This is a genomic window from Truepera sp. (assembly GCA_032027045.1).
Classification (GTDB): Bacteria; Deinococcota; Deinococci; order Deinococcales; family Trueperaceae; genus JAAYYF01.
This window is the reverse complement of the sequence record JAVSMU010000001.1, coordinates 107,212-129,492: the sequence shown is the minus strand read 5'-3', so window position 1 is coordinate 129,492 and position 22,281 is coordinate 107,212. Positions and strand designations below refer to the sequence as shown.

The 22,281-nt window shown below is 64.4% G+C and carries 20 protein-coding genes; 10 read left to right on the top strand and 10 right to left on the bottom strand.

The features are described 5' to 3' along the window. Window positions 1–5 precede the first annotated feature (5 nt). The 3 genes from ROY82_00525 to ROY82_00515 all read right to left on the bottom strand — a co-directional run bounded on the left by ROY82_00525 (window position 6) and on the right by ROY82_00515 (window position 3,593). Window positions 6–1,061, bottom strand: coding sequence for an AAA family ATPase (locus ROY82_00525; GenBank protein MDT3680947.1), 1,056 nt, complete (start codon window positions 1,059–1,061; stop codon window positions 6–8). A 197-nt stretch (window positions 1,062–1,258) separates the two neighbouring features. Further along, the gene (locus ROY82_00520; GenBank protein MDT3680946.1) at window positions 1,259–3,049 is read right to left on the bottom strand and encodes a S9 family peptidase; all 1,791 of its coding nucleotides are present in this window, start codon (window positions 3,047–3,049) and stop codon (window positions 1,259–1,261) included. Window positions 3,050–3,275: 226 nt separating this feature from the next. Next, window positions 3,276–3,593 carry an isoamylase early set domain-containing protein gene (locus ROY82_00515; GenBank protein ID MDT3680945.1) on the bottom strand — a complete coding sequence of 106 codons (318 nt, stop codon included), beginning with the start codon at window positions 3,591–3,593 and terminating at the stop codon, window positions 3,276–3,278. A gap of 307 nt (window positions 3,594–3,900) precedes the next feature. Between ROY82_00515 and ROY82_00510 the strand changes: the two genes are divergently transcribed. From ROY82_00510 to ROY82_00490, 5 genes are all read left to right on the top strand, one after another. Beyond that, complete coding sequence (locus tag ROY82_00510; protein ID MDT3680944.1) at window positions 3,901–4,389, top strand: CAP domain-containing protein; 489 nt, start codon at window positions 3,901–3,903, stop codon at window positions 4,387–4,389. An 8-nt stretch (window positions 4,390–4,397) separates the two neighbouring features. Further along, window positions 4,398–4,967 (top strand): DUF1697 domain-containing protein, encoded by a 570-nt coding sequence (locus ROY82_00505; protein MDT3680943.1) that lies wholly within the window; start codon window positions 4,398–4,400, stop codon window positions 4,965–4,967. A 143-nt stretch (window positions 4,968–5,110) separates the two neighbouring features. Further along, on the top strand, window positions 5,111–5,605 hold the full coding sequence (locus tag ROY82_00500; protein MDT3680942.1) for a GNAT family N-acetyltransferase: 495 nt from the start codon (window positions 5,111–5,113) through the stop codon (window positions 5,603–5,605). Between the two features lie 50 nt (window positions 5,606–5,655). Continuing rightward, complete coding sequence (locus ROY82_00495; GenBank protein ID MDT3680941.1) at window positions 5,656–6,681, top strand: LLM class flavin-dependent oxidoreductase; 1,026 nt, start codon at window positions 5,656–5,658, stop codon at window positions 6,679–6,681. Between the two features lie 154 nt (window positions 6,682–6,835). Next, window positions 6,836–7,309, top strand: coding sequence for a cupin domain-containing protein (locus ROY82_00490; GenBank protein MDT3680940.1), 474 nt, complete (start codon window positions 6,836–6,838; stop codon window positions 7,307–7,309). A 193-nt stretch (window positions 7,310–7,502) separates the two neighbouring features. Here ROY82_00490 and ROY82_00485 read toward each other — a convergent pair whose 3' ends face one another. The 5 genes from ROY82_00485 to ROY82_00465 form a co-directional block, all read right to left on the bottom strand. After that, entirely contained in the window at window positions 7,503–8,144 is a 642-nt protein-coding gene (locus ROY82_00485) for a DUF1641 domain-containing protein (protein ID MDT3680939.1), read from the bottom strand. Further along, window positions 8,145–9,284: an FAD/NAD(P)-binding oxidoreductase gene (locus tag ROY82_00480; GenBank protein MDT3680938.1), complete on the bottom strand. Its 1,140-nt coding sequence runs from the start codon at window positions 9,282–9,284 to the stop codon at window positions 8,145–8,147. A gap of 57 nt (window positions 9,285–9,341) precedes the next feature. Then, entirely contained in the window at window positions 9,342–9,581 is a 240-nt protein-coding gene (locus ROY82_00475) for a sulfurtransferase TusA family protein (protein ID MDT3680937.1), read from the bottom strand. Between the two features lie 44 nt (window positions 9,582–9,625). Then, a complete protein-coding gene (locus ROY82_00470; GenBank protein MDT3680936.1) occupies window positions 9,626–10,045 on the bottom strand; it encodes a DsrE/DsrF/DrsH-like family protein in 420 nt (139 codons plus the stop codon). Window positions 10,046–10,502: 457 nt separating this feature from the next. Next, a complete protein-coding gene (locus ROY82_00465; protein ID MDT3680935.1) occupies window positions 10,503–11,363 on the bottom strand; it encodes an IclR family transcriptional regulator in 861 nt (286 codons plus the stop codon). Between the two features lie 178 nt (window positions 11,364–11,541). Here ROY82_00465 and nadX point away from each other — a divergent pair, with 178 nt between their 5' ends. From nadX to ROY82_00440, 5 genes are all read left to right on the top strand, one after another. Next, the gene (nadX, locus tag ROY82_00460) at window positions 11,542–12,357 is read left to right on the top strand and encodes an aspartate dehydrogenase (GenBank protein MDT3680934.1); all 816 of its coding nucleotides are present in this window, start codon (window positions 11,542–11,544) and stop codon (window positions 12,355–12,357) included. Next, window positions 12,347–14,281: a TRAP transporter permease gene (locus ROY82_00455; GenBank protein MDT3680933.1), complete on the top strand. Its 1,935-nt coding sequence runs from the start codon at window positions 12,347–12,349 to the stop codon at window positions 14,279–14,281. Before nadX ends, ROY82_00455 begins: the two co-directional genes overlap by 11 nt. 82 nt (window positions 14,282–14,363) lie before the next feature. Further along, entirely contained in the window at window positions 14,364–15,332 is a 969-nt protein-coding gene (locus ROY82_00450) for a TAXI family TRAP transporter solute-binding subunit (protein ID MDT3680932.1), read from the top strand. A 10-nt stretch (window positions 15,333–15,342) separates the two neighbouring features. Beyond that, window positions 15,343–16,035: an RraA family protein gene (locus tag ROY82_00445; protein MDT3680931.1), complete on the top strand. Its 693-nt coding sequence runs from the start codon at window positions 15,343–15,345 to the stop codon at window positions 16,033–16,035. Between the two features lie 85 nt (window positions 16,036–16,120). Next, window positions 16,121–16,903, top strand: a complete 783-nt coding sequence (locus ROY82_00440; GenBank protein ID MDT3680930.1) for an SDR family oxidoreductase — start codon at window positions 16,121–16,123, stop codon at window positions 16,901–16,903. Between the two features lie 525 nt (window positions 16,904–17,428). On the opposite strand, the gene ROY82_00435 is transcribed toward ROY82_00440, so the two are convergent. Together ROY82_00435 and ROY82_00430 are read right to left on the bottom strand one after the other, a co-directional pair. Next, a complete protein-coding gene (locus tag ROY82_00435; protein MDT3680929.1) occupies window positions 17,429–18,718 on the bottom strand; it encodes an SBBP repeat-containing protein in 1,290 nt (429 codons plus the stop codon). A gap of 1,987 nt (window positions 18,719–20,705) precedes the next feature. Beyond that, window positions 20,706–22,178: a dihydroorotase family protein gene (locus tag ROY82_00430; GenBank protein ID MDT3680928.1), complete on the bottom strand. Its 1,473-nt coding sequence runs from the start codon at window positions 22,176–22,178 to the stop codon at window positions 20,706–20,708. Between the last annotated feature and the right edge of the window lie 103 nt (window positions 22,179–22,281).

Genomic DNA, 22,281 nt, shown 5'->3' with positions numbered 1-22,281 from the left:
CCCCCTCAACCCGCCATGAGAGCTGCCAGGAGCTCCTCGATGCTCTTCTGCAGGCTCGGCTCGGCGGAGATCATCTGTGCCAACGCGCCCGTCTCGCCCCGGTCTCGCGCGCGCCGCACGATGTACTCCAGGTAGACCTGAAGCAATTCGCCATCGAGGCTATGCCCGACCAACCAGCGGTACGCGTTGACCCCCTCGTCTGGGCTCGCCATGCCGCTCGCCAGCGCGATGATGAGCGCGAACTGCGCGTTACGCCCGACAGGCAGTTCCTCCTGCACTCCAGAGCCGGCCAGGATGGCCCGCACGTCGGGCAAGGAGGCGAACACAGTGCGGTACGCGAGAAACTGATCCATCGCCTTGCTTCCCACGCTCTGCTCCAAATCGGCGGCGTCCTCCGAAAGAGAGTAATCGGCGTTGGCGTACTCCCAGGTCCGCGGGCTCGGCCACGCCGGGGAGTTCTTGGCCTGCGAGTCGAACATGAACAGGTAGCTCTCGTTGGCGTTGAGGAACGACACGATGTGAGGGTGAAAGTTCCGACGCATGGCGTAATCCGTGAAGCTCCTGATGTCCGGCTCCACCAAGAAGTGCTTGAAGCGGTTCTGCGTCTGGGTCGGCATCTCGTAGACGCTCGCGTGGTCCTCGCGGCGGTTACCGAGCGCTACAACCATCCAGCCGTCCGGCAGTCGGTAGCGCTCGCCCATGCGCCGCTCGAGCACCAACCGCTGCGCGAGGCCCTGCATGATGGGCGTTGCCTGCGGGTACTCGTCCAGCAACAGGATGCCCTTTTCGCCGTCGCGCTCGGGATCGGGTAGGTACTCGCCCGTGAACCACTCTGTGATCCTGCGCTCGCGGTCTGGGACCGGCACGCCGCGAAGGTCGCTCGGCACCATCGTCCCGATGCGGGTCTCCTTGAAGCCGATGCCCATCTCGCGCGCGACGGCGCCGACCATCATGGTCTTGCCGACGCCGGGCGGACCCCAGAAGAAGAGCGCGCGACCGGGCTCGGCGCGGTACTGGCGGGCGATGAAGTCGGCCATCTGCGGAACCCTTATGCGGCGCACTGAGCCTCCAAACTGGAAGCGCGGTCGGCGCAGCCGGTCGCTGAACTGGGCCCGCGCTCAAGTGCTCGCAGTACTCTCGCCCTCTCCTGCGACACCTACTGTCGGCCCGTGGGGTCGCGAGGCAACACGACCACGCCAGGTCCGCGAATCACAAGGCGAGGTCCGGTCACGCCTGGCGCTCCCGTTGGAGCCGGCTTTCATGTCAACTTCTCGATCAGGAACTCGGAGATCGCTCGCCACCACTCGATGGCCGTTTCTGCGCTGGCGGGACCGTGGCCACTCTCCTCGTCGACGATGTACTCGACCTCCACGCCCCGTCCGCGCAGCGCCTCGACCATCTGGTCTGACTCGGCCTTCACCACACGCGGATCGTGGGCGCCTTGGTAGACCAACAACGGCGTGCGCACGTTCTCCACGTAAGTGATGGGCGAGCGCTCCAGCAGCAGTGCATGATCGTCCTCGGGGTCGCCGACGAAGTTGCGCATCATCGAGCGCCAGTGCGGCGGAACGCTGCGGGCGAAAGTGACGAGGTTCGAAGGTCCCACCGCCGCGGCGGCCGCGGCCCAGCGGTCGGGTAGTCGCGCGATGGCGGAGAGGGTGGCGAAACCGCCGAAGGACCCGCCCCAGATGCCCAGGCGAGAAGCGTCCGCCCACGTTTGCTGCGCCAGCCAGTCGGCGGCGGCCTCGATGTCGCGCAACTCACCGCCGCCCCAGTCGCGTTGGATGAGCTTCTGGTAGCTCTTGCCGTAACCGGTCGAGCCGCGGATATTTGGTGCCAGTACCGCCACCCCGCGCGAGACGAGGTACTGGTACATGCCGCCGTAGCCGTAGTCCGGTCGCTCCTGCGCTTCAGGGCCGCCATGGATGGAGAGCACCACCGGGTGCGGGCCAGGGCCCTCCGGCTGGTAGAGCCAGGCGGGAATCTCGCGGTCGAAGCTCGGGTAACTCACCAGTTCCGGCACGGCCAGGTCTTCGATCGCTACGCCGCCGAGCATCGACTGCTCCAGCCGCCTGAGCTTGCCGGTGGCGAAATCGAACTCGAAGATGTTCCCTGATTCGCGCGGCGTGGCCAGCATGAGCAGCACGCGCGGCTCGCTCGGGTGGAGTTCCGAGGAAACGACCACTCCCACGGGCAGTTCGGGCCGTAGTAGGCGCTGCTCCTGCTGGTCGAGGATGCTGATGACGCTGTTGCCGCCATCGTTATCGACGTAAGCGACGTAACGACCGCCACGCGAGACGCTCACGGCGTCGACGTCGCGCTCGGGTTGGTGCACGTACTCCCAGCCGTCCTTCTCGAACGACCAGAAGGCCAAGCCGCTGAACTCACGACCGGCGTCGGTGCTCAGGTAGAAGCCGCTCTCGTCGGTCGCCCAGGGACCCGCGAAGACCTTGGCTTCTTCCGCGTGTTCGGTCAGGCGCCGCGCCTCGCCGCTTTCCAGGTCGACTAAGTGAACGTCCGAGTCGGTGTTGGAGCGCAGTTCGGTCACGGCCAGCCAACGGCCGCTGGGCGAGACCTCGCCGGCGTAGTACAGGCCGCCCGTCATCAGACGCTCGACCTCGCCTGTCACCGGGTCCAGCAGCAACGGGTCCATCTCGGCGGGAAGGCGGTCGTTGGCGCTAAGGACGATGCGTCCGTCGGCCGACCAGCCGCTCAAGTTGTACTCGACCTCGGGCCGGTCGGTGAGTTGGCGCGGCCAGCTTGGCCGGCCTGCCACGACGTCCATCACGAAGACTTCGGGCGTCTCGTTCCCCTTCAGGTCTGCGGTGAAGGCGATGCGCCCCCCGTCACGCGACCAAGCGAACGCCACCACGCGACGGTCCCGTAGGGCCGTGAGTTGGGTGGGAAAGCCGCCGCCCTTGGGTTGCAACCAGAGTTGCAGGCGGCCGCTGGTGTCGGCCAGGTAGGCGAACCAGTCGCCGTCGGGCGACCAGGCGGGCGAAACGAGGCGCCGCACGCTGGTGAGCTGTTCGAAGGTCGGTTTGGGCATGCTCGCGCCTCCTGAGTCGTGTCCGGTTGGGCTAGCAGCGCCACGACCACGACAGTCCCGAGCGCGCAGGCGCCCGGCTGCGGCCTGGCACTAGCTCAGCAGGCGCGCGCCCAACAGAATAACCGTCTCCCGGGAAGGTGCAGCCAGACTGGCGACGCCGGGCACGATCAAGAAGCTCTGCTCTTCGAGGCGGGGGTTCCCGCCTGCCCGGTCGCAGCCGGTTGGCTCAGGTCCGCAAAACGCTGTTGTCCTCCCCGAAAGCGTTGGCGCAGGACTCGCAGCTGTCGTCGTTTACCCACGCTACTGCGCCGCCTTTCGTGCCCTCGCCTTGGCGCAGTCGGTAACGGAACTCGAACCTCTCTCCTCTCGGCAGTAGCAAGGTTGCAACCCAGTCGCCGTTCTTCAAGCGCTTCATCTGCGTTGCCGACTCGTCCCACTCGTTGAAATCGCCCACGACGCTTGCCGCCTCGGCCTCCACCCCCGCAGGTAGCACGAAGCGGACGCGAGCCCGCTGGCTTCTCTTATCGACGCCGATCGTGACCATGGTGCTCCTCCGTGGCAGGGCCGCCCGGATCTGGGCGCCGCCACGGTTTCAGCATAGGCGCGCGTAGCTCGACCGGCCGGTCTGGTGTTACTGCGCGGTGATAAGTGAATACGGCACTGCGACGACTCGCTCGTGAACCGTCAGTATCGCCAAACCACGATGCGGCCCTCGACCACCTGGCCAGTGCCTGCGGGGTGGGCAAGGCACGGCGTCCTGGATCGACAATCGCGTCTGGTGAATGCCGGCCAACGGGCAAGCGCGTGGACATCTCACACCCGCCATGAAGTCCGACCACTACCATCTCTGGATGCGGTTACGCCTCGCTCTTGTCATCGCCTTGGCATGGCTCTTGGGGGCGTGCGGAACCAGTGCGGTCACGCCCGAGCAGCTCACCACCGCTCAGCAGCTTCTCAACGGCGTGAACGCTGCCCGCGCCAAGGGCACCACCTGTGGCAACACCTTCTACCCGGCCGTGTCGCGCCTGAGCCTGGACCTGCTCCTCGTTCAGGCCGCTCAGGCCCATAGTGAGGACATGCTGGCCCGCGGAGTCCTGTCGCACACCGGCGCCGATGGCAGCAATCCCGGTCAGCGCATCGCGCGCACCGGCTACAAGGCGGCGACCTGGGGCGAGAACGCCGCAGCCGGCTACGGTAGCCCCGACAGCGTGGTGACAGGCTGGCTTAACAGCCCGGGCCACTGCCGGAACATCATGAATCCGGCCTTCACGGAGCTGGGAGGCGCACGCGCCGGCAACTACTGGACGCTGGTGCTGGCCCGACCCGCCCCGACCCGCTAAGCTGGCGCATGGCCCGCCGCCCCCACGACCAAGGGCGCCACTCGACCGGCACGCACGTCGCGCTGCTGCGGGGCATAAACGTGGGCGGCAAGAACATGGTGCCCATGGCGCAGTTGAAGGCGCACTTCGAATCCCTCGGCCTCTCCAACGTGACCACTTACATCAACAGCGGCAACGTCATCTTCGACTCGGGGACGACGGTGACGGCGGAGGAGCTGGAGAAAGCGTTCGCCGAGCGCTTCGGCTTCGCGGCGCCGATCTTGCTTCGGAGCCGCGACGACCTCCTCGAACTCGTGAGCCACATCCCACCCGGCTGGCTCAACGACGCCGAGCAGAGAACCGAAGTGTTGTTCCTGTGGGACGAGTACCACGGCGAGGAGTCGCTCGACCTCCTTCCAACGCGAGAAGGTGTGGACCACGTCATCTACGCCACCGGCGCCGTCGTCTGGAACTACTTGCGCCAAGACAGCAACCGGACCGGGCTCGACAGGTTGGCCGGTAGTCCGCTTTACCGGCGCATGACGGCCCGCAACGTGAACACCGTGCGCAAGCTCGCCGAGAGTATGGCGCAGCGCTAGGTCATTACGAGAACGGGGTGAGGGCTACGGATACGGCACCGCAACTCAGGATAGTTCCGGCAAACCAGGCGGCCTGTGCAGACCTGCAGGCGATCTTCGGTGAGCGTGGTGATGCGGCCGGTTGCCAGTGCCAGTGGTTCAAGATGCCGAGGTCCGAGTGGCGTTCGACGAACCGCGCCGAACGCGCCGCCAGGCTGCACGAACAGACGGCCTGCGCTCACCCCGAAGCGTCGACCACCACGGGCCTGGTGGCGTACCTGGACGATGAACCCGTGGGCTGGTGTGCGGTCGAACCGCGACCCGCTTACCCGCGCCTCCTCACGGCACGCCTGCCGTGGACCGGGCGGGAGGAGGACAAGTCCGACGAGGGCGTGTGGACCGTCACCTGCTTCGTCACGCGGGCGGGCTTCCGCCGGCGTGGAATCAGCCGCGCCTTGGCGCGCGCAGCGGTGGAGTACGCCCGTGACCGCGGCGCGCGTGCGGTGGAAGGCTACCCGATCGACATACAGCCCAACTCCAAGCGCGGCCCCAACGACCTGTTCGTGGGTACCAGCAGCGTGTTCGCGGACGCGGGCTTCAGCGTAGTGAGCAGGCCCACCGCCGACCGCGTAGTGATGCGAGTCGAGTTCGCGGGGTAGGCCGGCGTGATCACACGGCCGTTGCTACTGGCGTGCCAGAGTCGTGGGATATGGCGAAGAAGATCGGTTTCCTCTCGTTCGGGCACTGGACGCCGTCACCCAACTCGCAGACACGCTCCGCGTCCGACGCCCTGCTGCAATCGATCGAGTTGGCCGTCGCCGCCGAGGAGCTGGGCGCCGACGGCGCCTACTTCCGCGTGCACCACTTCGCGCGCCAGCTCGGCTCACCGTTCCCGCTGCTGGCAGCCGTCGGCGCCAGGACCTCGCGCATCGAGATCGGCACCGCCGTCATCGACATGCGTTACGAGAACCCGCTGTACATGGCCGAGGACGCGGGCGCCGCGGACCTCATAGCGGGAGGGCGGCTGCAACTAGGCATCAGCCGCGGGTCGCCGGAGCAGGTGGTCGATGGTTGGCGTTACTTCGGTTACGCGCCGGCCGAGGGCGAAGACGACGCCGACATGGCGCGGCGCCACGCCGCCACCTTCCTCGACGTGCTGCGCGGCGAGGGCTTCGCGCAGCCCAGCCCACGCCCCATGTTCGCCAACCCGCCTGGCCTGCTGCGCGTCGAGCCCCACTCCGAAGGGCTGCGCGAGCGGATCTGGTGGGGAGCGGGATCCAACGCCACCGCCGCCTGGGCCGGCGGCCTCGGCATGAACCTACAGAGCTCGACCCTCAAGTTCGACGAGTCGGGAAAGCCGTTCCACGTGCAGCAGGCCGAACAGATCCGGGTGTTTCGCGAGGCCTGGCATGCCGCCGGGCACGCGGGTGAACCGCGCGTGTCGGTGAGCCGCAGCATCTTCGCCCTGGTTGACGACCGCGACCGAGCCTACTTCGGCCGCGGCCAGAACGACACCGATCAGATCGGCTACCTCGACGAGAAGACGCGCGCCATCTTCGGGCGCAGTTACGCCGCCGAGCCCGACGTGCTCATCGAGCAGTTGGCCGAGGACGAGGCCATCGCCGAGGCGGACACGCTGCTGCTCACGGTCCCGAACCAGCTTGGCGTCGACTACTGCGCCCACACCATCGAAGCCGTGATCAACCACGTTGCGCCCGGGTTGGGGTGGCGCTGAGCGGGGCGGGGCCCGGTGCGCGTGCTCACCGCAGGGCCGCGAGAATTGGTGGAAGCTGCTTAAGTGGTCCACTCATCGACCACGAATAATCCGGAGGCGTGACTGGCGAGGGGGCCGCGCCGGTTCACTGCCAACGCAGAAGGTGGAGCGCACCATGGCCGACGTACCAAGCAAGGCGACTTTCGTTCCCGCCAACGCCGACCGCTTTGGCCGCAACCGCAGCGTGTTCGGCGTCATGCCGTTCACCGTCAAGACCACCACCGCCGACACTTCAGGCGGGCTGTTCGTTCTCGAGCAGCACAACGCTCACCTGGGCGGCCCGGCTCGGCACGTTCACCTGGCCCAGGAGGAGTGGTTCTACGTCCTTACCGGCAGTTACGTGATCGAGGTGGACGGCACCCGGCACGAACTCGGCCCCGGCGACTCCCTGCTCGCTCCACGCGGGGTGCCGCACACCTGGGCACTCGTCGCCGACGCACCCGGCCGCATGATCGTGGCCTTCACCCCCGCCGGCGACATGGAGGCGTTCTTCGACGAAGCGTGCGCCATGAAGGGAGCTGCGCCCACCGAGGAGATGAAGGCCTTGTTCGCCCGCCACGGCATGCGCGTTACGGGACCGCCACTCTAGAGTCAGCCATTGACGAAGCTAGGCGAGGGGTCGCGCCGTCAATCGTGCAGCGCGACCCAGCCCGAGGGCGCTCAGCGCCCCGGTGGCACCGTCGCGCCCAGGAGTGCAGTGTGACCGGGTCGACGTCGACGACGACCACGCGCTCAGAAGTCGCGCCCCAAGAACCGCAGCGCGACCGGCGCGAGGCGGCGCCTCAGCGGAACTCCTCGCCGAGGCTCTTCGTCACAGCCAGTGCGAACGCGACCACGCGCCTCGTATCGGGATCGTTCGCTTCGCGCAGTGCGGCGAAGATCCCACCGACCGGGGGCACCTTCACGTCCGGATACTGCGCCTGGCCGGCCTTGAGTGCCCGTGCCAGCACCTTTATCGCGTCCAGCACGAACGGGTCCAGTGCCAGTTCGCCGAGGACGGAGACTTTCCGTACGAGACCCTGGATCATGTCATCGGTCATCGCGCCCTGCACGAGCGTCAGCGCGCCGGTCAGGCCGCGGATGGCCTCCAGCACCTGCGGGTCGGTCACTCGCTCAAGCGTCTCGGTCACTTCCGGCTCTTTGAAGCGCTCGAGCAGAGCCGCGACGCCGGGGTCGAGCACGACCTCCGCCAGCTTCGTGACGCGCTGCACCAGGCTCACGACCATGTCGTCGGTCATGCCGGCCATGGCGAGGCGCACGGGCTGCGACAACTCGGCCCTCAGACCGGTGTCTTGCGCCTGGAGGCGCGCCTCGATGGCGTCGAGCCGCTCGAGCAGCATGTCCAGTTTCGCCTCGGCGGCGCTCGAGGCGGGACCTTGGGCGGCGCCGCTACCGGCCAAGTTGGTCTCCACGTCCGCTGCCATTCAGAGCAGCCCCTTGGCGGTCAGCCAGTACGCGTTGTTGTACGCGAGCTTCACCCAATGGATCAGCTTCGTTGCGGACTGCACCGATGGCGGGCGCACGTAGTCGAACTCGATGAAGGTGGCGCTATCGAGGCCGGCCTCGATGAAGCAGATGGTCTTGCCGTCGTACCTAGCGGCCGGTGCCTTGCCGTGCACGCGTGCGGCGACGTTCTTCGCCACCACGGAGGCCTGGTAGTGCGCCACCGACCCGGCTTTCGAGACGGACAGGTCGGTGGTGTCACCCAGCGCCCAGATTCCGTCCTGACCCTTCACGGCCAGGGTGGCGCGATCGGTGGGCACCCAGCCCGCCAGGGTGAGGCCGGAGGTCTCGAGGTACCGCGCGCTTCGGTGCTCGGGGATGGCGACGAGCACGTCGAACTGGAGTTCGGTGCCTTCCATGCTGGTAAGCACCTTTTCTTCCGGGTCGACGGTTTCCGCGTTGAAGAACGTCTCCATGACGACGCCGCGCTCGGCGAACTCGGGTTTGGCCCATGCCGCCACCTCGGGGATGGAATGGATGCGGTTGATCGGGAACGTGTACACGAGCTCCACGTCGTCCCGCCGGCCACGCCGACGCAGCCAATCGTCGAGCATGAACGTGATCTCCAGCGGCGCGACCGGGCACATGTGCGGAACGCCTATGACCGATACCACCACGCGGCCTTGTGTCAGCGCCTCGAGCTTCTCATGCAACTTGAGCGCGGAAGCCTCGTCGTAGAACCAGTCGCCCGCTTCCACCAGACCGGGGGTGGCCTCTGGGTCGAGTCGCGTGCCACTGGCGATGATCAGTTGGTCGTAGTCGTGGCTGCCACCCTTCTCGACCATCACCCGGCGCAGCTCGGTGTCGACCCTCTCCACCTTTCCGATGTGCACGCCTATCGTGGGGGCCACCAGCTCGCGCACGGGCCGGCGGAGCGCCTGCGGTTCCCCCTTCCCTAGGGCCAAGTACAGGAAGCCCGGCTTGTACACCTGGTCGGGCTTGTCCGTCAGCAGCGTGACGCTCACGTCGCCCCGGCGGATCTCCGCTTCGAGCCTCTCGGCAAGATGGTTGGCGGTGATGGTCCCACCGGGACCACCCCCTATGATGACGATCTTGTGCATCGCGCCTCCATGCGGATCACGCTCGATAAGGACCGAGCGCGATCCGGGCCTGCGTTCCTACTTGGTCTTGCGCACGACGAAGCGGCTGTACTCGCCCATGTCGGACGACTCGACCAGCTCATAGCCGATCTTCTGTACCCACTCGGGGATGTCCTTGTTGGAGCCCGGGTCGCTGGAGAGCACGGCCACGGCCTCGCCGACCGTGGAGGCCTTGATGCCACGGATCAGTTCCATTAGGGGTCCGGGGCATGCGCTGCCGCGGGCGTCTATCTCTTGACGGATGGTGACTTCGGGCATGGTAGCGGTACGTCCTTTCGCGTTGGAGGTGGAGTGTGTGCCGGTCAGAAGACCAGCACCTCGGCGCCTTCGGAGTCGGCGATGAAGCCGGCTACGCCCTTCTCACCGTCGACGACATCTTCGAGGTGCTCGAGCTCCATGCCGAACAGGTCCTTGGTCATGCTGCAGGCGTAGACCTTGACCTCTCCCAGCTCCTTGGCGGTGCGCAAGGTCTGCATCCAGGGGGCCACGCCGTGCTTCTGCATCGCCTCGGTCATCATGGGAGCGAACTCGGCGTACTCGGCGGGCAGCTTCTGCTGGGCCGGGTCCTGCCACGCCCCCTTCTTGAACGCCATCAGGCCCCAGAACGTCACGAACAGCGTGACCTCCTTGCCCATAGCGACTGCGCCCGACACGATGGTCGCCATCGCGATGAGCTTGTCTACGGTGCCGTTCATGACGATGATGTTGTACTTCTGGTTCATTGAAACCCTCCGATGGCGCTACTGCCTACCTGAGCCGGTAGGCAGCCTCGTGCGATCACCGAAGGATACCCCCGGGGGGTTTCTGTGCAGAACGGACAAATGACCTTGAGTTGCTTGAGTTGCTGGGCGGGGTGACGGACAAGAGGCACTCGCGGCAGCCATCGTTGACCGACAGGACACGGGCAAGGCCGGGCCTGAGGACGTAAAGGCGACGGTTCGAACGGCAACACCACCAAATCATCTGGATGGGCCCACTGAGGCCTGCCCAGAGAACGACACAGCGACATGACGACCTCGGATGAAGAGCAGTTGATTGTGGCAAATGTGACGCCATCGCGGAATAAGCGATGACCTGGCCGGCCCACTTCTTCTGGTGAGGCTTCCTTGTTGTGCCGCTTGTACTGTGCTAATAACCGCTACAACGCATTCGAGCATCGCGCCTTGAGTCTTTACCCGCTCAAATGGACTGCGTGCCCGCAGCGAAGCCGAGATCCGAGGAAATCGCGTTCGCCGTATCAACGACCCTCCCTGCAAACTCTTCTATGTCCTCGACTCCCATGACGAAGATGGGGCTGGAAATGCTTACCGCGGCAATCACGGCTCCCTCGTGATTCCTGACCGGCGCAGCTACGCAACGGATCCCTATCGCGCGCTCCTCGTCGTCAACTCCGTAGCCTTGGCGTCGCACCTGCTCCAGGTGGGATATAAGCGCTTCAGGATCGGCAATCGTCCGCTCAGTAAGTTTCGGTAGGGCTTTCCTATCCAAAAGGGCCCTCAGTTCCTCCGCGGAATTCTCGGCCAGCATGACTTTCCCCAAGGCAGTGGCGTTAGCAGGATGGTGGCCGCCGATCTCGCTCTGGATACCAACCTCACTCTGCGCATGCTCAATGGCCACGTATACGACATCGAAGTCATTCCTGACGGCCAGGCTAACCGTCTGGCCACAATCGCGGGCAAGCTTTGCGAGATGGGGCCGCGCCTCCTCCTGTACAGAGAGTGTGCTTAGGAATACATTGCTCAGCGCGAGCACGCGGGCACCCAACTGATAGTCGTTACCCGACCTTCGAAGTAGCCCTTCGGCTTCGAGTGCTCGAAGTATCCGGAGCAATGACGCCTTGTTGACCCCAAGTTCCTCAGAGAGATCGGCGAGGCTGCGCCTTGGCCGGATTGCGGAGAACGCGAACATCACGGCTACCGCCCGCGAAAGCAGCTGATTCTTGTGAGTGCCCTCTCCCGGCTTGGCCTCGGCCTGATTCCGCGAAAGCACTACCGATTGAACGTCGGTCCCCATGGTCGTCATCACCTCGTTTAGGCTCAAGCAGCTTAAGACATCAGGGCCAAGACCCAGCCTAACCGGCAACTCTAAGTCTCCTCTTGCCTTCCCCGGAACATTAGCATAGAGTGAAACGACGTTTTACTTTCTGTATAAAGGCCGAAGGGAAGAGGGCTCATTTCCACTGGTTCTTGAACCAGCAGCAACCTGAAAGGATCGGACGATGCGCGTCGGCTTACTCGGGGCTGGAACGATCTCGCAGCTTGTCTTGCAACATCTACAGTCAGGTGACCTAGAGGGGGCAGAGGTCGTTGCGCTCATGGGGCGCAGCGAAGCCTCTAAAGGCAAAGGGCAGGCCGAGCGCTACCGGATACCCTTCGTGACCGGGATCGACGAGTTCATGAGCCTGGCGCCTGACGTGGTCGTGGAGGCCGCAAGCCACGAAGCCCTCGAGGCTTATGGCGAGCGGATCTTGAAGTCAGGAGCTTCGCTGATAGTCCTGAGCGCCGGGGCCCTCGCAAACGATGCTTTGAGGCAGCGCCTCGAGAACGCGGCACGAACCAGTCGGGCACTCTTGTACATTCCATCTGGCGGCATCGGCGGCCTCGACGCGATCAAGACGGCCGTCCTGAGCGGGGCGAAGTCAGTCACCTTCAGCACCTCCAAGCCACCGATCGCGTGGAAGGACATCGATTACGTCGAACAACTCGGCGTCGACCTCGATGGCCTCGTCGAACCCTACGTCTTGTTTGAGGGAATGGCACGCGAAGCGGTCAAGCACTTCCCGCAGAACGTGAACATCGCGGCGATTTTGAGCCTCGCCGGCATTGGATTCGACCGAACGCGTGTTCGGGTAGTTGCAGATCCTGGCGTCAAGTACAACACCCACACGATCAGTGCCGTGGCCGAAACGGGCAACATCAAGATCACGTTCGAGAACGTAGCCTCGCCCGATAACCCGAAAACGGCCTGGCTAGCCTGCTATAGCGCCTTGGCCGCGTTGCGCGAAATACACCAGCCGGTTCGGTATGGAACCTGAGGCCCTGGTCGGTGCCCCAGTAGCAAAGGCGCCGCCGACGAGGACCCAGCAAGTCGTCGACATCTTGTATGTCGTCGTCGCGATTACGCTCGGGCTCTTCCATCTCTATACCGCGGGTTTCGGACTCCTCACCGCCTTTTGGCAGCGGGGTATTCACCTGGTTCTGGGCGCGCTTCTCGTGTATCTCACGGCTTTTCGTAACGGCTCGAAAGCCACACGGGTCATCGCCGTCCTCATGAGCGTCCTGGGCGTCGCCGCACTGCTCTACTTCTTTACCCAGCTCCAAGCGATGGCGTTCAGGTTCGGAATGCCCAACCAATGGGACCTCGTCGTCGGCGTCGTTTTCATCGTACTCACCCTCGACTTCGGGCGTCGGGTGGCCGGCAACATCCTCCCGGGAATCGCCCTGCTTGCGATCCTGTACGCGTACTTCGGGCATTACTTGCCAACCTCCGTGGGCATTCGCGCGTACTCTCTGGAGCGGATCGTTAGCCAAATGAGTCTGTCCACCGAGGGGATCTTCGGTATCCCCTTGGGCGTCTCGGCGACCTACATCTTCTTGTTCGTGCTGTTCGGCGCCTTCTTACAGGTAACTGGCGTAGGCCAGTTCTACATGGACCTAGCGACACGCCTCGTGGGGTGGGCCGTCGGCGGCCCCGCGAAGATCGCGGTGCTTTCCAGCAGCCTGTTGGCCACCATCTCGGGAAGCGCCGTCGCCAACGTTGCCGGAACGGGTTCGATCACCATTCCGATGATGGTCCGCAAGGGCTTCTCGAGGCCGTTCGCGGCGGCAGTGGAGGCCGTGGCCTCAACCGGTGGGCAGATCATGCCTCCGGTCATGGGCGCCGGCGCGTTCATCATGGCCGAGATACTTGGCATTCCCTACTCGAAGGTGATCCTCGCCGCTCTAGTACCCGCCCTGATCTACTACGGCTCGGTCTTCTCGGTGGTTCACTTCACGTCGCACCGTATAGGGCTCAAGCCCGAAACCGTTCCCATAGACGACAGGGAGCCGCTGGCGTTCTACCTTCTCAAGAACTCCCTCTACTTCGTCCCACTCGTCGTGCTCGTGGTGCTGTTGACCTTCGTCCAAACCTCCATAACGCGGGCCGCGGTCTTCTCCGTCCTCGCGGCGGTCGTCGTGGGACTTATCAGCCCGAAGGACCGCCTGACACCTTCCAAGATAGTGACGGCCTTCGTCGATGGCGCGAGGACAGCCTTGGTGGTAATCGCCTCGACCGCACTGGCTGGTGTGGTCGTAGGAATCATCAATCTTACGGGAATAGGTCTTCGCTTCTCCTCCGCGGTGATCGCGCTCGGATCCGACCAGCTTCTCCTCACGCTGATCCTCATGATGATCGCTTCGATCCTCATAGGCATGGGGCTCCCGACGACCCCCGCTTACCTGATCATGGCGGTACTAGGCGCGCCCGCTCTCGTCAAACTTGGGATAGCACCTATCGCAGCGCACATGTTCGTCTTCTACTTCGGTTGTCTATCGATGATCACCCCACCCGTGGCATTGGCCAACTTCGCCGCCGCCAGTATCGTCAACGCCAACTTCTGGAGAACGTCCGGGTACGCCATGATGCTTGGCTTACCCGGTTTCCTCGTGCCGTACATGTTCGTTTATGACCCCAGCCTCGTAGGCCTTGGGACGCTCTGGCAGATAGTCACCGTAGGGACAACTGGGTTGTTGGGGGCCGTCAGCGTCGGCGCCGGCTTGTCCGGTTGGCTATTGACTCGAACGAACATCTTTGAGCGCGTACTGCTCGCGGTAGGGGGCTTCGCCCTCATTCATCCAGGTCATCTCACCAACCTTGCCGGCTTCGGACTTCTGGGGCTGGTGGTCGCCCTCCAACTTCTCAAGATGCGAAGGATCCGCTCGCAGCAGACAGGGACGGAGGTGGAGAGCATTCGATAGTCGCCTGAAGCCGAAACTCAACCGCGCAAGAGCGGTTGAAAAGCATTCTTCTGCGCACTCTCAAGGAACGTGAGGACATTTGATGACGAATAGAGTACCCCCTGGAAAGCGCCTGTCTCGCCTACTAATCGCCCTCTTCACGCTCGCCCTGCTGCTACCGTCCGCCGTTGCACAAGTGCAACGGATCTCGATTGGCAGTGCCGGCACTTCGGGCACGTTCTATATCGTTGCTGCTGGTATCGCGGAGCAGATCTCGCGAGAACTTGGGATTCCCGCTACCGCCGAGGTGACCGGAGGTTCCGTCGAGAACGCTCGCAGGATGGCCAGCGGCGAACTCGAACTCGCCATGATGCAGATGGACGTCGGCTACAAGGCCTACCACGGGATCGACTTCGACCCGCAGGTCGACATGCTCGCAATCGTGCCCGTCTATCCGAACCTGCAGCACGTAGTGGTGCGAGCCAACTCGGACCTGCATACCCTGGAAGACATCAAGGGGACGCGGGTGTCGATCGGTTCACCGGGTAGCGGAGTGCTGGCGACGAATCAGACCTTCCTCGAGGCACTCGGTTGGTCGTTGAATGACATCAAAGGACAGTTCCTGTCTTTCTCGGAGAACACGAGCGCCTTCCGGGATAACGCTATCGACGCTGCCCTCGCCAACACCGCTGCACCCACTCCTTGGATCCTCGACCTGGAGACCAGCCACCCCATCCGCTTGCTTCCCATAGACGGGGACGACCTTCAAAAGGTCCTGGAGCAGGGCCCCTACTACGCCAAAGCCGAGTTCCCTGCCGGAACCTACCGCGGCCAGGACGAGGCCGTCACTACCTTCGGCCTCTGGGTGATGCTGGCGGCGAGAAGCGACATGCCAGACGACCTCGTTTACGACATCACGAAGCTGATCTATGAGAGTCGGGAAGCCTTGATCGGTGTTCACCCGGCTGCTGCGAACATCTCAATCGACAACTTAGGCGGCATTGCAATCCCGTTCCATCCCGGGGCAGCGCGCTACTACCGTGAATTAGGCATCATCGTCGATACGCCGTGAGGGAGGGATGATGCCCAGTCAGCTGGGAACTACGGTGGACAAGCAGGCCATCAGAGCGCGCTACCTCAAGGTAGAGACCGCAAACGTCAGCGATGTCCTAGATGAGTTGGGAATCCTCGACCAAGGCCTGAGCGCCGACTTCCGTCCGTTCCCTAGCGGAGATCAGAAGATCGCCGGTTGGGCCTACACGATCCGCGGGCAGTTGTCCCCCTACGCGGGCAGCGGCGACCCCGACAAGATGCGTGCCCTCGAAGGCGTTTCCGAGGGTGACATAACCGTTTGGAGCGGCGGCGGGGCCGAAGGGATCTGTTTCTTCGGCGAACTGATCGCGTTAGGGATGCAGGTACGAGGCTGCGCGGGTGCCCTCGTGGACGGCGGCATACGAGATGTGCAGTGGCTCCACAAGCACGGTTTCCCCGTGTATGCGCGCTACCGCACGCCCGTCCAGTCGATCGGACGTTGGAAGGTGAACGCCTCGGACTTGCCCGTCTACCTCCCAGGAGCGACGTCGGCCCGGGTTTCCGTGGCGCCGGGCGACTTCATCCTCGGAGACGTAGACGGCGTCATCGTCGTACCTAACCAGATGGTTCTCCCGGTGCTCGAGAAGGTCGAGAAGCTCACCGAGACGGAGACGAAGATTCGTGCTGAGCTCGATGCAGGCGCCAGCCTGGCAGCGGTCCTGGAGAAATACGGTCACGTTTGAGTTGACGCGGCCCGCAACCACGTCCACTTCACTCGAGAGCGGGTTAAACCCCGCTCTCTCAAATTCATCTGGATTGGGAGTCTGAATGAACCTTGGACTGAATGACAAACTCGCCCTCGTGACCGCTTCGACAAGTGGTCTTGGCTTCGCGGTTGCAAAGGCGCTGGCCGCCGAAGGCGCCCGCCTCGTGATCTGCGGCCGCGACGAGGAGCGCGTTGGAGTAGCCGTCGAGCGCCTAGCTGCGAGCGGCCGCGCGCACGGTTTCGTTGCCGACGTTGGGAACCCAAACTCACTAGAGGAACTGTTCGGCCATGTGAAAGAGACCCTCGGCGGCCTGGACATCCTGGTAAACAACGCGGGCGGCCCACCCGCCGGGGACTTCGAGGACCTCAGCGAAGCACAATGGGACTTAGCCTACGGTCTCACTTTGCAAAGCGTCGTCCGGAGCACGCGCCTCGCCGTACCGATGATGCGTCAGCGGGGTGGCGGTCGCATGCTCACCATCGTGAGCTCGAGCGTCAAACGCCCACTCCCCAACCTGCTCCTATCCAACGTCTTCCGGCCGGCGGTGCAAGGGTTATGCAAGTCTCTGTCGATCACACTGGCCGGCGACAATATCCAGGTCAACTGCCTGGCCCCCGGGCGGGTCGAGACCGAGCGCATCGATGCGCTCGACGCGGGTCGCGCCGCGAGGGAGGGGAAAACTAAGGAGGAGGTCCGCGCTCAATCCGTGGCAGAGATTCCCATGGGGCGCCTCGGGGACCCGGATGAGTTCGGGCAGGTCGGCGCGTTCCTGTGTTCCGATGCCGCGAAGTACATGACGGGGAGTACGGTCTTCGTCGATGGCGGGGCGGTTACCTGTATCTGACACCAGGGTCGATCCGATGCCGGCGAGGCCAGCCCCTGCCGATCCGGATTTATCAGCGAAGACCATGCAGGCTACGGCGTATCCCTGGGCAAGACCGCCCAGGAGACTCCCCACCAGGCTCAAGGCGAAGCCGAAAATGCGCCGGGGCCCGCGCACTGCGTTCATCAGTTTGCCCGCAATCATGAAAAGGGGAACTGCTAGGAAAGTGAAGGATCCGATTCCAACTAACGCTTGCTGAACCACAAGTGCAATAGGGATGTCAGGCGACTAAACGCTGATGCTGCTCGGAATCGTCATGGCAATCCGGCGCGGCCCTCCAATCACAATGAGGAGAAACTTGCCTATGACGACAGCTGGGATAATCGACAGCTAACGATTCGAATCCGGCCCACCCGAGCACGTTGTGGAACTGGTCGTGGATGTGGAGAACCTGACGCACCTCACGCCCATCAATAACAGCGGCGAGCCAGTCAAGGCTCGCCGCCACCCCATTTGCTCGTTTCCCCTATCCCAGAAGGCCCTACCTCAGGCGCCTCGCGGAGCGTACACGCGCACGAATGCGTCTACGTCGCCACTAGCCACCCCATCCAGGTTGCCGGCAGTTTCACCGGCAAGGACGATGTTGCGCTGCGAGTCGACGGCAACACCACGCGCCCGGTCCGACTCTTCCGTGCCGAACTGCTCGGTCCAGTCCACCGCGCCGGTCGGGGTGAAGCGGCGCACGAACACGTCGTACTCGCCTGCCGTCGCGCCCTTAAGGTCGCCGTCCGTGTAGCCGGCCACTATCACGTTGTCCTGCGAGTCGATGGCCACGCCTCCTGGTCGGTCCTCGAAGCCGGTGCCGAACTGACGGGTCCAGAGGGGTACGCCATTCGGGTCGAGCTTGCGCGCGAACGCGTCGTCGTCCCCAGCAGACGCGCCCTCGACATCCCCGGCCGTGTAGCCGACGACGACGATGTTGTCCGCCGAATCGGTCGCCACACCGCGGGAGCTATCGGTGGAGCTAGTGCCGAACTGATGCGTCCAGAGTTCAACGCCCGCGGGCGTGAGCTTGCGGACGAACACGTCACTCTCCCCTGCGGAGGGACCGTCCATGTTCCCCTTGGTGAATCCGGCCACCACTACGTAGCCCGCCGAGTCCACGGTAATGCCGCGGGCGCCGTCGTCGTCGCTGGTGCCGAACTGAAGAGTCCAGTCCAGGTTCCCGTCGGCCGTGTACTTCCGGACGAAAACATCGAATCCTCCGAAGGTACCAACGAGTACGCCGCCCGTGGATCCGGCGACGTAGACGTTGCCGCTGGAATCCGTAGCCACGCCTCGCACGTCCTCGTCCCAAGGCGTACCGAACTGCCGCGTCCAGACGATGGCTCCTGCGCTGCTGTACTTGCGAACGAACGCGTCGGCGCCCCCGGCGGACGCCCCTTCGAGGTCCCCGTACGTATAGCCCCCAACGATGACGTTGCCACCCGAGTCGGTCGCAACGACGTATGCGCCGTCGTGATCCGGGGTTCCGAACTGGCGGGACCAGACCAAGGTGCCGCCGGGGGCGAACTTGCGAACGTGGGCGTCATAGGCGCCTGCGCCACCCACAGCCAAGTTGCCGGCGGTCCGCCCTACGACCAGGACGTTGTCTTCCGGGTCGGTCGCTACCGCGCGGACGTCGTCGAACGCGCTGGTACCGAACTGCTCGGTCCACAAGACCTTGGCTGGCGTCGGGGGTGTCGGCGGGGTCGGCGCCGTGCAGCCGAGCAGAACCAGCAGCGGAAGGGCGCTGAAGGTGAGGAGAAAAGCTGACTTTCGGAACGCTGAACGCATCGCAACCTCCGAGTTGCCGGACTCCCTTCGCCGTGGCGCCCCGCAAGCGCAACCAGTAGGTTGGTGGCCGGACGAGCTTATGGTCCGCAACTACACATGTGCCCATGCCTGGGTCTTCCTCCAGGCCTTGGTGCAACTGTGGCTATCGGGACCGTACCGAAGCCGCGATTAAACTCGGCTTAATTGCGACGACCTAACAAGCAGGCGAGAACGAAGCTCCTAGCCGAGCAACAGCTAAGCAGGGCTGCAGAAGAGTCAAGAACCGCCTAGCCCGGATTATGCATGAGGCATGAGAAGAGAAGGCCTTCATTATGGTAGAAAGTGTGTGTGGCACAAGCTTTCTACCAGGTGGAGGCCTTCTTGTGAGAGAGAATATCACTTCGCAGACTGTGCTGTTCGAGGGTGGCTTCGTGAAGCCGGTCGTGGCGGCRTTCGATCAGCCGGCGAGCAGTTCCGATGGCGGGGCGTTGCTGCTGAAGTTGGCGGATGACCGTCTTCGKTTGACGGCGGCGGTGGCGGGCGCGCTGCCTGATGCGCGYGAGGCGGGCAAGGTCAGGCATTCGTTGCTTGCCGTCGTTCAGCAGCGGGCTTYCGGGATCGGGAACGGTTACGAGGACGCCAACGAYGCGGCGCGCTTACGAGATGACCCCACTCACCAGTTGCTGCTCGGCCGGGTGCCGGGGACGGGTAGTGAGTTGGCGTCGCAGCCGACCATCTCGCGCCTTGAGAACGCCTTCGACGAGAAGCAGGTCGCAGCGGCGAGCGAGGCGGTCAGTGGCGCGGTGCTGAACCGCCACCAGCGGAGGCTGCGCCGGAACGCTAAGCGCATCATCATCGACGTCGACGCCACCTGGGATGACGCTCATGGTGAGCAGCAAGGCGCSTTGTTCAACGGCTTGTACGGCAACCACGGCTTCTTGCCGCTGCTGGCGTTCATCCAGTTCGACGACGAGGCCGAGCAGTACCTGGTGGCCKCCCTGCTCAGGCCGGGTAACGCCGGYAACGATCAGGTCTTGAGCTTCCTGAGCGGCGTGATCGAGAACGTCAGGGCGCACTTCCCGAGGGCGCARGTGACGCTGCGAGCCGACGCGGGCTTCGCTATCCCCAGCGTGTTCGAGTACCTSGAYGATCACCRGGTGCGTTACGCCATCGGCATGAGCAGCAACAGCGTCTTGAAAGAGCACGCCGAGCCGGGCATGGCKATCGCCAGGGCGCTCAGCGAAGCCAGCGGAACCAGCGAACGCGTCTACCTGGATAAGCAGTACCAGACCAAGAAGAGCTGGCCGCACTCGCGACGGGTGATCATCAAGGCCGAAGTCACCCGCTACCCGGGCAGGATCCCGCGGGATAATGCGCGGTTCGTCGTCACCGACTTAGTCGGCGATGCCGCCTTCGTCTACGAGAGTGTCTACAGCCGCAGGGGTGACGTGGAGAACYNRCRTCAAGGAACTCAAGARCGCCATCCGCATGGACAAGACGAGCTGCACGAACTTCGCGGCGAACCAGCTGCGAGTAATCTTGCACGCCACGGCGTTCGCCCTATACCAGGAGATCCGCTTAGCGGCGACCGGCACGACCTTCGCCAGCGCACAAGTGACCACCATCAGGGAGCGGCTCATCAAGTTGGGCGCCTGGTTCAAGACCAGCACCAGGAGAATCGTGATCCACCTGCCCCAAGCAGCGCCATGGCGCAACGAATGGGTGACCATCGCAAGGCGGTTAGCCGCGCCGCCCGCCTGAGGCAAGGCCACAACAACAAACCCAGAATCCGGTAATCAAGGCGCCACCGGCCGGCGAAGCGCGCCCAGGGACMCCCGAAAACACGCCCGGGACACCCGGAACCAGCACCACCGCCCCGAACCGGTCACCATCAGAGTCCGAACCGCAACCCGGCGCCAAAGTCCGGGCCTTTCGCACCCCGGAAACCGACCCCAGCGCGACCCTCATGAATAGAGCGGGCTAGGGAAGTGCGTGCCTACCAGTTGCCCTAACTCGGCCGCCTCAAGTACCTCCCCAGCGCCGGACCCACGATCTGGCCGGAGTCGTACACCAGGTTCCCGCGCAGAAAAGTCTTCTTCACCCGCCCCGTCAACTCCTGCCCCTCGAACGGCGTGTAGCCCTGCCCCGACTCGGAGTCGGCGGCCCGCACCACGAACGTTTCGTCGGGGTCGAGGAGGACGAGGTCGGCGTCCAGGCCCTCGGCCACGTCGCCCTTCGTCCCCAGCCCGTAGCGTTGGGCGGGGTTGAAGCTCGTGAGTTCGGCCATGCGGTTAGGGGAAAGGCCGCGCTTGGTGCCCTCGCTGTAGAGGCCCGAGAGGAGGTACTCGGTGCCGCCGAAGCCCGACTTGGAGAGCCAGATGTCGTCGGGGTGCTCCTGAGAGACCTTCATCTCGGCCTTGCAGCAGGCGTGGTCGCTTACTACCCAGTCGACGTCGCCCTCGAGCAGCCGCTCCCACAGGTACTCCACGTCTTCGCGGGGGCGGATGGGTGGGTTCACCTTGGCGAGGGGGCCGGCGGGGCTGTCGACGTCCAGCAGCAGGTGGCCCACGGTCACCTCCTTCTTGAAGGAGATGTGCGGGAAGAGCCCCTCCATCATCAGCGCCGCCTCTAGCGCCTTGCGGCTGCTCAGGTGGAGGAGGTTGACGTTCGCCAACGCGGTCTCGTACGCCAGGTACGAGGCGATGAACACAGCCAGGCCCTCCGAGTGCGGCGGTCTGGCGGCGTTGTAGGCGTGCAGGCCCTTGAGCTTGCCGTCCTTCTCGACGAGAGCCGTGTAGGCGTTGAGGATGTCGGCGATCTCGCAGTGGAGGCTCAGCGAGATCTGCGAGCCGCGCTTCGGGTCGTCGGCGATCATCTGCGAGAGCTTGCGCATGATGAACTCGAAGTGCGCGAAGTCGTAGGTCTCGCCCTCCTCGAGGTGGAGGAAGTTGCGTTGCGTGCTGGAACGGCCGTGAAGGCCGTGGCCGCCATAGAACATGAAGATCTTGAACGACGACACGCCGTGCTTGTCGAGCAGCATGGGCATCTCGTCGATGTGGCTGCGGTTGATGGGGGCCAGGTGGTAGCCGTAGTCCACCCAGTAGCGTCCCTCGGACTGCGCGAGGACCTCGGGGTAGAAGTCGGCGTAGGGGCCACCCTTGTTGAGGTAATAGTCGCCGGTGCGGAAGTAGGTTAGTGCGCTGGTGACGCCACCCATGGCCGCCGCCTTGCTTTCGGTGACCGCGTCGTCGCGCAGCGGCGAGTAGATGCCCACGTGCATGTGGCCGTCAACCAGGCCGGGGAAGGCAAGCATTCCGCCGCCGTCCACCACCTCGCGGGCGTCGGAGGCCTGCAGCCCCGGCGCCACGCGCACGAACTTGCCGTCCTGGATGCCTACGTCCATGGCGGGCGTGCCCGACTGGTTTGGGCGTGCCAGGCGCACGTTCTTGATGAGCAGGTCGTAGGCGTGTGGGGTGGCCATATCTTCCTCCTGTCCGGCCGGCGCCCTAGGGCAGCGGCCGAGCTAGACGCTTCGCGGCTCGTTGGGGTGAGGCGGCGCCTCCTCGCCCGATGCCGGGTCGCGG

Bases quoted from the DNA above. Each gene is read 5' to 3' on its own strand.
- ROY82_00490 (MDT3680940.1), top strand. From the start codon at position 6,836: ATGGCCGACGTACCAAGCAAGGCGACTTTCGTTCCCGCCAACGCCGAC.
- ROY82_00510 (MDT3680944.1), top strand. From the start codon at position 3,901: ATGCGGTTACGCCTCGCTCTTGTCATCGCCTTGGCATGGCTCTTGGGG.
- ROY82_00515 (MDT3680945.1), bottom strand. From the start codon at position 3,593: ATGGTCACGATCGGCGTCGATAAGAGAAGCCAGCGGGCTCGCGTCCGC.
- ROY82_00485 (MDT3680939.1), bottom strand. From the start codon at position 8,144: ATGGCAGCGGACGTGGAGACCAACTTGGCCGGTAGCGGCGCCGCCCAA.
- ROY82_00455 (MDT3680933.1), top strand. From the start codon at position 12,347: ATGGAACCTGAGGCCCTGGTCGGTGCCCCAGTAGCAAAGGCGCCGCCG.
- ROY82_00495 (MDT3680941.1), top strand. From the start codon at position 5,656: ATGGCGAAGAAGATCGGTTTCCTCTCGTTCGGGCACTGGACGCCGTCA.
- ROY82_00470 (MDT3680936.1), bottom strand. From the start codon at position 10,045: ATGAACCAGAAGTACAACATCATCGTCATGAACGGCACCGTAGACAAG.
- ROY82_00480 (MDT3680938.1), bottom strand. From the start codon at position 9,284: ATGCACAAGATCGTCATCATAGGGGGTGGTCCCGGTGGGACCATCACC.
- ROY82_00435 (MDT3680929.1), bottom strand. From the start codon at position 18,718: ATGCGTTCAGCGTTCCGAAAGTCAGCTTTTCTCCTCACCTTCAGCGCC.
- ROY82_00430 (MDT3680928.1), bottom strand. From the start codon at position 22,178: ATGGCCACCCCACACGCCTACGACCTGCTCATCAAGAACGTGCGCCTG.
- ROY82_00500 (MDT3680942.1), top strand. From the start codon at position 5,111: ATGCCGAGGTCCGAGTGGCGTTCGACGAACCGCGCCGAACGCGCCGCC.
- ROY82_00520 (MDT3680946.1), bottom strand. From the start codon at position 3,049: ATGCCCAAACCGACCTTCGAACAGCTCACCAGCGTGCGGCGCCTCGTT.
- ROY82_00505 (MDT3680943.1), top strand. From the start codon at position 4,398: ATGGCCCGCCGCCCCCACGACCAAGGGCGCCACTCGACCGGCACGCAC.
- ROY82_00475 (MDT3680937.1), bottom strand. From the start codon at position 9,581: ATGCCCGAAGTCACCATCCGTCAAGAGATAGACGCCCGCGGCAGCGCA.
- nadX (MDT3680934.1), top strand. From the start codon at position 11,542: ATGCGCGTCGGCTTACTCGGGGCTGGAACGATCTCGCAGCTTGTCTTG.
- ROY82_00445 (MDT3680931.1), top strand. From the start codon at position 15,343: ATGCCCAGTCAGCTGGGAACTACGGTGGACAAGCAGGCCATCAGAGCG.
- ROY82_00450 (MDT3680932.1), top strand. From the start codon at position 14,364: ATGACGAATAGAGTACCCCCTGGAAAGCGCCTGTCTCGCCTACTAATC.
- ROY82_00440 (MDT3680930.1), top strand. From the start codon at position 16,121: ATGAACCTTGGACTGAATGACAAACTCGCCCTCGTGACCGCTTCGACA.